The following is a 13,223-nucleotide window of genomic DNA, read 5'->3' as shown; positions in this document are numbered from 1 at the left end:
TGCGCTCGGTTAACCCACTCTGGCTGTGGCTTTAGGGTAGTTTTGGCTACCCAGACTTGACCCCGACTTGGGGTAGACTTGGGGAAGACTTGCCTCCGTGCTACCCAGACTTGCGGGGATCATACCGGGACGATCAGGCCGCTTAAGTGGGCGCTGTCGCCGTCACCGTCCCACAGCAGTTCGTATTGCAGCAGGTGCCCGCGACTGCCACCGTGAACAAGCAGGTATTCCATGTCGCTCAGGCGCTGGCAATGCAGCTTAAGCTGGCTGTCGCTCCAGTTCGTGTAAGCCCGGATATCCCGTCGGGTAAAACGCACCCTATTCAGTGCGCATTGTTGTTCTGCTGCCATGCCGTGCGCCATCTGCTGGATTAACAGTAACAGCCTGCGCGTCTGCGGCGGCATTTCGTCCAGCGTCCGGCCTAAGATTTCATGGGCAAGCTGGTTCGCCAGTTTGATATCGTCTTTGCTCACTTCGATATATTCAAGCCGCTTGCCGCGATGCTCAGTGCTCTTGATCTCCCGCTGGTGCTGGTGCAGCAGGGCAATGCTCTGGATTAACGTCAGGTATTTCATATGGTCACGGCGGGTGCGGGTTTTATCTGACAGGAACGTCAGTTGGTGAGCATAGGGATTGACCACATTCAGCGGTTTCAGCAGCCGCTGGGCGTTCTGGTGAAGCTGGGTCAGATAATCGCGCTCGTTCTCGGCCAGCAAGCCTTCGAGGGTTTGTTTCTGGCGCTGCACCGCGTGGATCGCTTCGGTCTGTTCGCGGGATTCATTCACCGTCAGCACCAGACAGCGGTTGAGCAGCTCTTCATCCACATCAATGGCAGTCGTGGTGAGCATCAGCATCACCGGGCCTTTGACGGTGTAGCTTTTGGTCACGAGGTTGCCCGTGGCTTCATCCTTGCCCGTACTCGCCATTGTTAACTCGCCGTCTGACTGCAACAGCTTGAGCGCATAAGCCGCCTGCCGCACGCCTTCTTCTTCCGCGATGGCTAATATTTTGTGCTGCAGGTTGGTTTCACCGAGATAAAACAGGCTCTGGCCGGTCATGGCGCTGTACTGGATGCGTTCTTCTTCCGGGATCAGGTTCAGTACGGCATCCATTAATGAGGATTTTCCGGCGGCACTGCTGCTCTGGATCAGGACGGCTAACGGTTTGGGTAACTTTCGGCTCACGGCCGCCAAAAAGCCCGCCAGTAAGTTAGTGGATTCGCCGACTACGCCGCAGGCGGCTAAGTCAGCGGTAATACGCGCCGTCAAGTACGGATCTTGCAGTAACGCCAGTGCTGCTTCCCGTTCCGCGATCCCCATCTCCGGTACGTTGGGGCCGGTGTCCGCGGGTTGTTGCTGCCACTGTTCGATCGCCAGTAACACCTGCCCCAGCGAACGCCGCAGATCCGCTTCGCCCAGCCCCAGCTCAGCCGCAGCCAGACGCGCATAACTGTGGCGGGAACGGGCACTGATCAGATCAACGCCATCCGCGAACAACACGCCGCTTTGCCTGTCCAGCACCTGCGCATTGAGTTTCATCACGGCAGCGCCGGCTTTGACTGTGCCCATGCCGCGCAGACACCATTGTAATGTGCCGACCGAGATCAGCAGCTCGCCGTTGTCGCCGGATTCACACACCACATTCGGCGTCACGCGGGGCACAGGTTCAGCGGCTAAGATGACTGTTGGTTCGGGGTCAACGGCGGGTTCAACTGTCTGGCGTTCAACGATAACGAGATCGGCAGCTTCCTGCATCGGTACGGCACTCTCAAGCAGCAGGGCAAAGGCGGATTCGGGTTCTGCCATCTGACACAGATAACCGTTCGCATCCCTGCCCGGCGGGAACACCACGCGCAGCGGTGTGATCCCTTTGGCAACCAATGCTGACGCCAGTTTGACCGCCGCTTCATTGCCTGCACTGTCATTGTCGAACGCGATCAGTACCTGCTTAATGCCGTAGTGTTCGAACGCCCGCCAGTGATCCGCTGTGACGCCATTTACGCCATAGGCGGCAGTCACATTGCGTTGCCCCGTTACCCAGAACGACATCGCATCAATCAGCGATTCACACAGGATCAACGTCTTGGACGTACCCAGCGCGGTTTCATTCCAGACGCCACCATGCGCCCCCGGCAGATACAGATGCAACGGTGTGCCCGGTCGCAGACGATCCGTGATTTTACGCCCGTACACTTCCTGTATCTGCCCCTCAGGACTGATCACCGGCACAACCAGTGAACCAACAAAATGCTCATGCCCTGATTTTCGCATCACGCCAGCGGCCTGTAAGCGTTGGCGGACATCAGCCCCGTCTTTGGTGTATTTACTGCCGGGCAGACGGTAAGCGAGCGTCCGGTTGGCAAAACCCAGCTTAAACTGCGTGACTAATTCAGGATGATTGAGCCGCCGCTTCGCCAGATACGCCTGTGCTTCCGGCGCATTCAGCAACGTATGGTGATAGAACCCAATCACCCGCCATAACAGCCCCTGTTGCCCGATAGCATCACTGACCAGCTCCGCAGGTTGCACCAACGGCTCTACCGAGGGATTGACTCCTAACACCGCGCGCAGGCGTTCCACGGCATGGCGCAGGCTTAACCCTTCGGTTTTCATCACCCAGTCCAGCACCGAGCCGCCCGCACTGCAACCAAAACAGTGATAGAGATTTTTTGACGGTGTGATGACCATCGAGGGCGTTTTCTCTTCATGGAACGGGCACAGCACAACCATGTCTTTGCCGCGCTTAAAGAGCTGCCGGCCTTGTTGCTCGATAACGGCCACTAAAGAGACGGCGGCTTTCAGGTGCTGTAATTCTGCGTCGGGGATGCGAGCCATAAAAATGTTCCTTTTAAAACCTTGTCAATGCTCTCTATAGATATTATTATATGCTCTATAAAGATTATTTAGTCAAGTCTATTTAGAACAGGGGGCGATAATGGAACTCATCAATATTGACAAAGGAACAGACTGGATGAGTTTTTCTACCCGCTTTCTGCAACTGCGCAAGCAGCATAGCCTGACCCAGCCCCAGATGGCTGAGCGTGTAGGCATACACCTGACCCAAGTTCGCCGCTACGAGTCTGGTGAAGCACAGCCCTCTTTGGACATTCTCAAGCGGATTGCTGTCACTTTTAATGTGTCGGCGGACTGGCTGATATTTGAGGAAGAAGAACGTGAACCGCAGGACGAACTGAAGCTGAAGTTTGAGGCGGTTAAACAGATGGATGAGGAAGAACAACGTTCGGTGATTTCAGTGCTGGATGCCCTGATTCTCAAGCATCAGGCTAGGCTATTGATTGGATAATCTGACTTAACGCGGCGCTGATGTGGTTGCAACACACCAACGCCGCTGACCACAACCAACTAACAAGGAGTTGAATGATGGCTAAGGCGCATTCTAGGCAAAACCGTGCCGTAAATAAAGCGGCAAAAACCGAACGTTATTACACCGTGGGATACGTGCCGCAAAATGACAAGGCCAATGCCCCGCCCGCAATTCATCTTAAAGGGCAGTGGCTTAAGCAGGCCGGATTTGATATTGGTGGCACACTCACCGTCAAGATTATGGATGGCTGTTTAGTGCTCATTCCTGACAGCGACGACACCCACACAATGAAGCAACAGTACCAGCGCCAGCAAGCCCAGCTCAGTGAGATTAAGCTGCGGATGCGGGAACTGATTGGCGACTACAACAGCAACTAAGGGCAGGGAATGAGCGGCTCTTAAAAAAGAAGAAAGCCGGAAGATCACGCTGATCTTTCCGGCTTAATAACGTGAATCATATTTCAGTTATTATTAATTTAAAAGCTACCACATGGAAATAGTTCAGATAAATTTCTCTTATAATATTCTATTTCATCTTGGTTTTTAAGTTTATAGTTTGACTTATAAAAATAAAGACTTAGCCAATACACACGGACGTAAGATAAATATTCATGTCTGTTTTTTTCTGAAAAATCAATGATTGAGTCTAAGGTGTTTTTTATACTTTCATTATCTTGCTCTGTATTCAAAGCCTCTTTAGTTAGTTTTTTAAGGGTCATGTAAGTATCTTTAAATTCTTGGGCACTCAAATGGTTTTCTGGCTCATCATAATTAACAAATAAAGCTGATTCGATATCATGAATAAGAATATCATCAATTAAACCAGATTTGTAATCTCTTATGTTTTTAATTAAATCAATCAGTTCCTTGCTCTGAGTTGATTCTACCAAAGAAATAATTACTGGTTCATGGCACAAAATTTCAAGATATTTATCTTCAATAGAACTATAGATATCTATAAGAAAATCATTATCAATTAATTCAATAATTGACCAAAAAAATCCGTCATGAAAATTAAACCACATATTAAAAGAGAGTATTTCATCACACTTTCTTTTAATTTCACGAATGCTATGTTCTATATTCATATAATCCATCATGCGTTAAGGTTGAATTGAATTATCTGGGAAAATAGAGCCGCCCCCTTTAGGGTCACGGACAACTCGGATAAAGACTCCATTATGTGTTCCTGAAATCATAGTTCCGCCAGAAGGCATGTCTACTTTTACACTACTTGGAGAATCCCAAATTACTTTCCCTGCATGTTTAATATCTGCATCACTCCAATTTTCTGGGAACCATGATTGGCCTGTTCCTTTGCGTTTCGCTTTAGATGCATGGTTAGGTATATTTCCTACCCGTACCCCATTAGGATAAGTATGCTCTATATTGTAAGGGATACCTCTTGCTTCTAACTCCCGAATAGCTGATTGTCCATGTCCCCCACCACTTAACCTTCCGTTTGGGAATGTTTTTCTATCCCTCGGTGGCATAGAACTGGCTTCCTTCCAGTCTCCTTTACTAGAATGATTAACAACATCATCATTTATGAATGAAGATGGACAATTTGTTAATCCAAAGGGGTCTACCCATCCGGTGGGGTTATGGACATACGAATACGGATTAAACCCGCCCAGCAGCCCGATGGGATCAGGGCTGATGTACTGCGCAGTCTCCGGCGAGTAGTAGCGGTGCCGATTGTAAAAAAGACCCGACTCCTCATCAAAATATTGCCCTAAAAACCGGAAGTGACACTGAACATGGTAATCCGGGTGATGGGACGGGACGCCGCCGCGTTTTTCGGCGTGGCCCCAGGTGGTCAGGTGCTGGCCCCAGATCATCTCCCCTTGTTCATCCAGCAGTTCCCGTACGGTGCCCTGATGATCATGGATAGCATAATGCAGTTTGCCGCGCTCAAAACGCGCCGCTGGCGTCAGGCTGCCCGGCTCATACAGCCAGCGCACGCGCTTCTCTTCCAGCCGGGTGCCGTCACGCTGAAACGGCACTTCCTCAATCAGCTGGTCACCGCTCCACAGGTAATCATAACCGCCCAGCGCCTTGGGATTATCCGGCAAATCCGGCTTGCCCGCCAGCCACAGTTGCAAATTAGCGGCGGTCAGTTTTCCATCGCGTTCTTTGATTTTGCGAATTCGCCTACCAAACGGGTCGTAGCAATACTGCCAGCGCGAGCCATCCGGGGTTTCTAAGTGGGTAAGCTGGTTTTGGGTATCCCAGCGGTAACGCCAGACCTGGGGGCGGAAGCCGTCATACTGTTCGATTTTTTCGATAAGTCTGCCGTTATCATCATAGTGATAACGCGAATCCCCCCGTTGCACCACCCGGCCAGCCTGCTGGCGTTGTGTAAACTGTTCCATTGCGCCCTGCGCATCAACCGGCAAATGTTGGCGCAGGTTGCCGTTGGCATCGTAACTGAATTGCTCTTCATGGGGGCGTAACCCCTCGAACAGCGTGTGTACTATCTGGTCGTTGGTATTATAACGGTAGCGGGTTTGCCCCCAATTGTCGTCAATAACCCGGACATTATGCGCCCGGTCGTATTGCCAGCTCCGGTTGACGGCGGTCGCCTGGGGAGGAAAATGCGGATCGTTTTGTGACAGCGCCTCTTGGAAAAAGGCGCTGTCCCGCCCGGCTGACTGATGGGCCAGTAAACCCGTTGCGGTATAACGGCTGGCGAGAATAAACCCGCGGGCACTTTCGCGCACCGTTTCCCGTCCCAGTGCATCATGCCGGAGTGTCAGCGGGGCATGTTGGTTAAACTGAAAATGATTCAGTGCGCCTGATAACGGGTGATAGCCAAAGTGCAGGGTGTGACCATCCAGGCTTTCACTGACCGGCCTCCCCGTCAGGCTGTCCCATTCGCGGGTGATTTCCCGCCCGTTGATTCGCTCACAAATCGGCAGGCCCGTAGTCTTGTCATACTCATATTCCACCACGGCATCGGCATTGGCGGCTTTCACCAGCTGATGGCGTTTGTTGTATTCGTACGTGGTGGTGTCCTTCAGTACCCACTGGTTTTCTTCTGGCTGCCCGCTTTCCTGTCTGACCAGCAACCCCGCCGCGGAATAGTGCCAGCGCAGTTGCTGACCATCGGGGTATTGCACCTGGGTGCGACGTCCCAGTTTATCGTACTGATATTCCAGGGTGCGGCCGGTAAAATCGATTTCGCGGATAATCTGGCCGGCCGCATCCCGCTCATAACGGTAAGTTTCGCCGGTGGACGCCGTGACCGATTGCAGGCGGGTCAGGCGATCATAGCCAAAACGCAGCGTGGTGCCATCGGGGCGGGTCACCTGAGTCAGCAGGTCAAATGCACCGTACGTGTAGCGTGTGGTGCGGCCCTCGCCGTCAGTGGCGGCCACTACACGTCGTTCAGTATCATATTCCAGTTGCTGCGTGGTGCCGTCCGGCAGTTCGATATCGGTCAGGCTGCCATTGAGGCTGGCATGGGCATCACTGTAATGGTAGTGGGTGTGCTGTTTCAGGGCATCGGTGATTTGGCGCAGGCGCCCCAGTTCATCCAGCTGTAAGCCGGTGGTCTGGCCGTCCGGCGTGATAACCGCTGCCAGCCGTTGTTGTTTATCGTAGGTATAGTGCCACTGGCGGCCATCCGGCAGCAGGTGCTGGCGTAATTCTCCCTGTGTACCGTATTGATATTCCTCCTTGTGCCCCAGCGGGTTGATCAGTTCAGTAAGGTTACCCTGCTCATCATAGTGATAGTGCCAGCGCTCGCCGGTCGGCAGGACACTTTCAATAAGCTGCCCGTGTTCGTCATAACCGTAAGCAAAAATTTCGCCGGTTGAAAGCTTTACTGCCGTCAGCGCACCGTCAGGGTTGTAATCAAAGGTGGTGACATTGCCCGCGGGATCTGCTTCCCACATTTTTTGGCTGTTGCGCCACTGCCGACGGGTGATTCTGCCTAATGGATCAATTTCACGGAAAACCAGTCCATGGTGATCGTAATGGTGCTGAGTTTCCCCGCCCTCAGCATCCCGGTAGGTCGTGATACGCAACCGATCATCATAGTGAAAACTATCGCACCAGTAACCGCTGGCCGTACTCGTTGTCAGAACCCGTCCCTGTTCATCATAAGTGAGGTTAAAATCAGTCTGGTCGGTGTCATGCCAGCGGATCATCCGCCCCTGAACATCATATTCATGCCACAGGTGATTGTACTGGAAGGCATCACATTCATTGAGATAGCCCTGCGGATCATAATGACAGGTGACTAATCGCTGCTGTTTCTGCTTCTGCGGTTCGAGATAATCGACCGTCTGGAGTTGCTGTCTGTGATAGCCCAGAAGTAACCGGAAACCATCCGTGCGGGTAATTTCGATGAGTTGTGACTGTGCATCATAGAGAAACTGAATAGCGTTTTGGCGACGATCGGTGATCGCAGACAGCTTGCGGAGCGATCCGATCACATAATTGAAATGGTAAATCAGCTGCGATCGGCGATCGGTCAATTGCAGCTCGCCGTTCAATTCCCCCGTCAGCACGTAATGCGGGATATGCAGATTACGGGCAAGCACGGTGTTATCCGGGGTGCTGAAATCGTAGATCACGCCGTCTGCATCCGTGAAGTTGACCTTGCCGTCACTCAGCACCAGCTGACGTGACCAGTCATCGGCCCATTTCGGCCCAAACAGGCCGCTGAATTTGGCGGTGGAGCGATAGGTGCGGGTCAGGGTGATTGGCAACAGCCCGGGAATGGCAATCACCGGCCAGACTTGCAGGAAGTCGCCGGTGGCCATATCGACAGGCTCACCTTTTGTACCGCACGTCTCCGTGCAACTGCCGTCTTTTTCGCTGGATTTGTTGTCAACCGGGTCTTTTTCGGCATTTTTGGGTTTTGCCGGCGTGGGGTTAACGGTTTCCTGAGACTGGCCTTTGATTTTGGCCCCCGATACTTCAGCAGTGTTGGCCTTTTTACTCAACACCTTGCCTTCAGCTTTGGCTGCTGCTTTTGCGGTGCCTTTTGCTGCGCCTTTAAGTATCCCCGCCCCACCCATAGCGATACTACCGATATCGAAAGCGAAGGCGCCCCCTTTTTCTGCGTCGCTTTTCATTTCCAGTTTAATGGCGTCAGCATTGACCATCTCTACGGCCTTTTGCTGCATTTCGGCAATGCCGACAGGAGCGCCTCCCATATATTCCCAGGTTTTTTCGGCGGCGGCGGCGGGGGCTGTTGTGGCGATCACCATGCCCTTGCCAAGCAATTCCGCCATTTCAGGGATGGTATTCCAAAGCGCTTTTCCTGCCCCGATAGCCGCTTCCCCGGGATTCTCCCAGGCCGCCTCCAGATTATGTTGACTCTCATCAATCCATTTGCTGACGCTATCGGCGGTTTCCTGAAACCAGTCAACGGTTTTATCCCACATTCCCTTTTCTGCCGGTGTTTCTGCTTTGGGAATGGGATTGGCTTCTGCCACTGACACTTGTGCTGGGGCTGCCTGAGCGGTAATTTTGCCAAGGGTATTCCCTGTTCCTGTCGGGCTGTCATCGCGGACTCTGGCCGGTAAGGGGGAATTGGGCTGAGGATAGTCAGGTTCTTTTGTTTTTTCCTTTTCTTCCCACGCTTTCAGTGGAAACTCGCCGCTGTTGAATTTGTCAACGGCATCCTGTGCCGCTTTTTTAAAAGACTGCGCTTCGAATTTGGCGTCTTCGTGATTGTAGTATTGATCTAATTCTGGGTCGTCTCCATAAGCGCCATAATATCGGCGGCTCTGTGGATAGAGCGTATCGACCCGACTCAGTGCAGTTTCCGCCTCTGCCTGGGTCCGAATATGAAATTCCTCACAAAATTCCTTGCCTTCATAAACAGTGGGTGTAACAACCAGCGTCGAAGATTGTTCTGTCATCGTTTCTTTCCTTATGCCCCGTTCATCCAAAATTTATCGCCGTGACGTAATACCAGTTTGTTGCCCGCTCGCACCGTATTGGTGTGCTCCTGCGGATGGCATTTACCGCCAACCGTGCCACTTTTAACCCCGTTCGCTACACCGGGCTGGTCACCAATAGTGGTCGGGACAAAACTGTTGGCAAATACCACGGCCGGCTTGCCATTGGCACGCACAGAGGGAACCGGCGAGGCGCTGTCCGCCAGTTTCGCCACCACCGGATAAGGAATGGGCGGAGTGGAAGCGCCCATCGGGGTTTTGCATACATCCGGCAGCGTGCCGACAATCATCCAGTCACCTGCTGTACGGGCAAGGTAGTTATCAGCCATCTTTTTTCTCCTCATCCCGTGGAGCCAGTTTGAGCAATGGTGCATCTGGGCTGATTTCAAACCGGGCTTCGGCAACCCGCACGGGCAGGTCAGCCCTAAAATTTAGCCGACAGGTCAGGTGCAGTGTTTTGGCATCGCTATCGATAATGAGCGTGTCCGTGCGCATCGGTACGGGCAATAATACGCCGTTGTGCATCCGCAGCAGGATAAATGGGCGATGCCCCGGCAGACAGACATACAGCTTACCATCGGGGGTCAGGCCGTTCAGGGTGATGGCGATATCAGTGGCCGGCCACGCGATCTGTTGATCTGCTGGCGCCCCGTTCCAGTAGCCGAAATCAAAATCTTTCGGCAGATAAGGATGACGATGTTCAAGCCAGTCAGCATCGTAAGTCCCCGCTAATGCCCGACGAGGCAGCCATGGACGCCCGATAAATCCCATTCCCTGTGGCGAGCAGGCGGGGGTATCGGAGAGGAGTGTGCCATTCAGTTGAGCGGTAAAAAGCTCAAGAGTAAATGGCGCATCCGGTCGGGTAATACGCGGTGCGGGATAGCCGGTCAGTTGTTTAGCTTCGGCATACCACGGGGTGATAAAACCGGTTCCCAGCGGATTGGTTTCGCAGGTAGCATGAGCAAGCGGCGCTTTTTCGCCGTCCGGGTGTTGCTGACGCTGCGCTGTTGTCAGGTAATCAGATCCTTGCAGACGCTGGCTGGCTTCATCATTAGCGTAGATTTTGCACTCACCGCCAAAGGCATAGCGGTAATCCAGCGGCAGGGAAGTCAAGGGTTTTGGTTCACTCAGTTGCCAGTGACCACTGTCATCGCGGATACATTCCCGTTCACCGCTGATAGTGAGGGTTTTATCGAGCAAGGTTTGTCCCTGTGAGCTTTGTACCAGCAACCGCACGGGGAATTCAGGGCAGGGTCTGCCTTGTGGCGCATACGCTGTGCCGTTGACAATCACATCACAACGTGGTTTGAACGGGGCAAGGTCGCTTTCTTGTAACACTTGTGAGGTGTTCATCGTGCCGCGATATTCATCCTGTAGGCACAGTGGTGGCGCAGGCAGCAGTTCAGCATGGTACTCCCCTTGTCCGGTGGGAATAAGCTGATAGCCGATTTTCATCACGGCGACATAATGTTCGGTATCTTCGATATCGAGCATCTGATAGTTCATGACCGCAAACGGGGTCAAGTTACGAAATTCCATCTTAAGGCTTCCTTTTAGTTCAGATCGATATCTTTACCGGTGATTTGTACTGCGCCGCTGGCGTCAAATTTGAACTCACTGCCCTGTATCGTGATTTTGCCGGTACTGTCCATGCGCAGGACACTCGCACCGCAGCGCAGCTCAATCACCTCCCCGGCCGTGATGGCCAGGGTATTGCCGACGTTGACCTGCTTATGCGTCCCGACCGTGATAATGTAATCCTTGCCAGTGGTGAGTTTGCGTACCTCGCCCACGATTTCTGCGCTGTTAAGGGTGACGGTTTCTTCTTTATTCTCATTGACCTTAATGGCCTGGTTTTTCTCCACGGTTTCGCTGTGGTTGGCGAGCACATGAGTATCGCGGTTGTTGAGTACCTTGGTGTACATGTCCTTCTGGGCGTGCAGTGCCAGCCGTTCACTGCCTTTCGCATCCTCAAACAGCAGCTCATTGTAACCCTCGCCTTTGTGGGTTTTGGAGCGGAAAGCCATCTGGGTTTTGCTGCCCGGCAGTGCGCCCGGCGGGAGGTTGCTGGCATGGTAGGTGCGGCCGGTGATGATGGGCTGATCCGGATCGCCGTGCAGAAAATCCACCACCACTTCCTGCCCGATACGCGGAATGGCGAGCATGCCCCAGCCCTGACCGGCCCACGGCTGGCTGACCCGTATCCAGCAGGAGCTTTGGTCATCGCTCTTGCCGTAACGATCCCACGGGAATTGCAGGCGCACACGCCCGTACTGGTCACAGAAGATTTCTTCCCCAGCCGGGCCGACTACTTTGGCAATTTGCGGGCCATCAATCACCGGTTTGGGTAACGGTGCCGGACGCCAGTTCTGGTTCTGGCGGATGAAGTAGAAATGGCTGTTTAGCGTGGTGCCAGAGCCTGAACTGACGGTTTCCAGTGCCTGCGGCTGGCTGCCGCTGTGGCGGGTGGAGATGGTTTGCCATGACTGGTTCAGGTCTTCCCGGGGATGGTTATCGAGAATGAACAATTTACCTGGTTGCAGGGCAATCGCATTGCCACGACCTTCTCCGGTCACGGCGTCGCTGCGCAGTGCCTCCAGTCGGTAGCGGGTGAATGCTTTGCCGTGCGCCTCGTCTTTGAAGCGGCCCGGATAGTCGTAGTGTTCGTAGTACAGCTGTTGCAGGTTTTCGTCCCGTATTTTTTGGTGAAATTCTGCCGGCCAGGCGGGATTCTTGAAGGTGTAGTCCTTAAGCTGCACCTGAGCCGGGCGCACCTGTGCACTATGGGTCAGGCTGCTGACCGCCGGTTCCCCCAGCGTACTGCTTTCACCGGGTTGATAAGGCAAGCGTACACCCGGCTGTACCGAGCCGCAGTCATCGGCGAACACCAGCGTATTACGCCCGTTGCTACATTCGAAGAAGTAGAAAATACCTTCTTCTGCGGTCAGCCGTTGCAGGAAATTGAAGTCACTTTCCTGATATTGCACGCAGAATTCGCGCTCTGGGTGTGGGTGACGCAGGTTGAATACCACGTCGCGGATGCTGTGCTCCTTGAGGATTTTGGTAATAATGCCGGCAATATTGAGTTGCTGGAAAATGCGCGAGTTCTGCCGCAGGGTCGTGCGCCACAGATCCGGACGGATGCTCATCCGGTAGGTGGTCTGGTGTAAACCGGTGTTGCCCTGCTCAAAGCGGGTGACGATACCGGTGATGCTGCGTTGTTCAATACCATTGTGCAGAATAGTGAGTGTTGCCGTGCGATCCAGCACCAGTGGAAAATCAATGGCGGCGTCAGCACTGGCCAGCCCCACTTCCAGGGTAAAGGGGTGTGAAAAGTGTTCGGTCAGGCTGAAGTCGGTGACAACAAAGGTCTGTGCCGGCAAGGTGCCCGCGGTCAGGGTAAACAGCAGGCCGCTGGGCGCAGGCCCGTCACCACCCAGCCCCAGTTTCTGGCCCAGTTGTTGCAGGATCTTGCCTGCCCCCAGATTACCCGCGGCAGCTTTAGCGGCCAACCCCGGCGCGCCAAGTGCCTTGCTGGCCCCACCGGCAAAACCGCCGCCGCTGGTCAGGCTATTGGCACTGAGGCCCCCAACTGATTTGCCTGTTCCTCCGGCAAAGCCCCCACCCATGCCACTGATCATGCTATTGGTATTGGCGGCGTTACCACTTGCACCTGTCAACAATTCCTTGGCCTGTTTCACCTTCTGTGTCGCTTGCTGTCCTTGTTCCAACAGCGCTTTTCCTTTCTTCAATTTTGTGAGGTGCTTTTTCATTGGCACGGTGTATCTCCCTGAGATGATGTTAATCTCACACACATTGTCCCGGACAAATTGGTTAATTAAGGACGCAAGAGGCCGTCTTGTGATAATTTGAAGAGACGTTATTAGCCGAATATATCGGCTCATTCGTGGTGAATAAAATGGGGGGAATAATAAATAATGAAAAAGTAAAAACAAAATGAAATCCAGTGAAATAAAAAATA

8 protein-coding genes are annotated in these 13,223 nt (G+C 53.2%); 2 read left to right on the top strand and 6 right to left on the bottom strand.

Annotated elements, in window-relative coordinates:
- Positions 1-119: 119 nt before the first annotated feature.
- Positions 120-2,834, bottom strand: coding sequence for a CHC2 zinc finger domain-containing protein (locus tag WDV75_RS13200; RefSeq protein WP_273572152.1), 2,715 nt, complete (start codon positions 2,832-2,834; stop codon positions 120-122).
- Between the two features lie 136 nt (positions 2,835-2,970).
- Here WDV75_RS13200 and WDV75_RS13195 point away from each other — a divergent pair, with 136 nt between their 5' ends.
- Entirely contained in the window at positions 2,971-3,303 is a 333-nt protein-coding gene (locus WDV75_RS13195) for an RstR family transcriptional repressor (protein ID WP_047686454.1), read from the top strand.
- 77 nt (positions 3,304-3,380) lie between these two features.
- Complete coding sequence (locus WDV75_RS13190) at positions 3,381-3,701, top strand: SymE family type I addiction module toxin (RefSeq protein ID WP_273572149.1); 321 nt, start codon at positions 3,381-3,383, stop codon at positions 3,699-3,701.
- A 98-nt stretch (positions 3,702-3,799) separates the two neighbouring features.
- Here WDV75_RS13190 and WDV75_RS13185 read toward each other — a convergent pair whose 3' ends face one another.
- From WDV75_RS13185 to WDV75_RS13165, 5 genes are read right to left on the bottom strand one after another with little or no spacing between them, the layout of a single operon-like run.
- Positions 3,800-4,411, bottom strand: a complete 612-nt coding sequence (locus WDV75_RS13185; protein WP_047686580.1) for a hypothetical protein — start codon at positions 4,409-4,411, stop codon at positions 3,800-3,802.
- Between the two features lie 15 nt (positions 4,412-4,426).
- The gene (locus WDV75_RS13180; protein ID WP_338859970.1) at positions 4,427-9,202 is read right to left on the bottom strand and encodes an RHS repeat-associated core domain-containing protein; all 4,776 of its coding nucleotides are present in this window, start codon (positions 9,200-9,202) and stop codon (positions 4,427-4,429) included.
- Positions 9,203-9,213: 11 nt separating this feature from the next.
- Positions 9,214-9,585 (bottom strand): DUF4150 domain-containing protein, encoded by a 372-nt coding sequence (locus WDV75_RS13175; RefSeq protein WP_273572333.1) that lies wholly within the window; start codon positions 9,583-9,585, stop codon positions 9,214-9,216.
- Positions 9,563-10,780: a DUF2169 family type VI secretion system accessory protein gene (locus tag WDV75_RS13170; RefSeq protein ID WP_273572332.1), complete on the bottom strand. Its 1,218-nt coding sequence runs from the start codon at positions 10,778-10,780 to the stop codon at positions 9,563-9,565. Before WDV75_RS13170 ends, WDV75_RS13175 begins: the two co-directional genes overlap by 23 nt.
- A gap of 14 nt (positions 10,781-10,794) precedes the next feature.
- Positions 10,795-13,020: a type VI secretion system tip protein VgrG gene (locus WDV75_RS13165; RefSeq protein ID WP_338859968.1), complete on the bottom strand. Its 2,226-nt coding sequence runs from the start codon at positions 13,018-13,020 to the stop codon at positions 10,795-10,797.
- Between the last annotated feature and the right edge of the window lie 203 nt (positions 13,021-13,223).

It is taken from the genome of Xenorhabdus griffiniae, from assembly GCF_037265215.1.
Classification (GTDB): Bacteria; Pseudomonadota; Gammaproteobacteria; order Enterobacterales; family Enterobacteriaceae; genus Xenorhabdus; species Xenorhabdus griffiniae.
The sequence above is the reverse complement of the archived record's forward strand: the minus strand, read 5'-3'. Positions and strand labels throughout refer to the sequence as shown.

What these genes read in the sequence shown, in the direction of transcription:
- WDV75_RS13200 (WP_273572152.1), bottom strand. Translation starts at nt 2,834, where the DNA reads ATGGCTCGCATCCCCGACGCAGAATTACAGCACCTGAAAGCCGCCGTC.
- WDV75_RS13195 (WP_047686454.1), top strand. Translation starts at nt 2,971, where the DNA reads ATGAGTTTTTCTACCCGCTTTCTGCAACTGCGCAAGCAGCATAGCCTG.
- WDV75_RS13190 (WP_273572149.1), top strand. Translation starts at nt 3,381, where the DNA reads ATGGCTAAGGCGCATTCTAGGCAAAACCGTGCCGTAAATAAAGCGGCA.
- WDV75_RS13185 (WP_047686580.1), bottom strand. Translation starts at nt 4,411, where the DNA reads ATGAATATAGAACATAGCATTCGTGAAATTAAAAGAAAGTGTGATGAA.
- WDV75_RS13180 (WP_338859970.1), bottom strand. Translation starts at nt 9,202, where the DNA reads ATGACAGAACAATCTTCGACGCTGGTTGTTACACCCACTGTTTATGAA.
- WDV75_RS13175 (WP_273572333.1), bottom strand. Translation starts at nt 9,585, where the DNA reads ATGAGGAGAAAAAAGATGGCTGATAACTACCTTGCCCGTACAGCAGGT.
- WDV75_RS13170 (WP_273572332.1), bottom strand. Translation starts at nt 10,780, where the DNA reads ATGGAATTTCGTAACTTGACCCCGTTTGCGGTCATGAACTATCAGATG.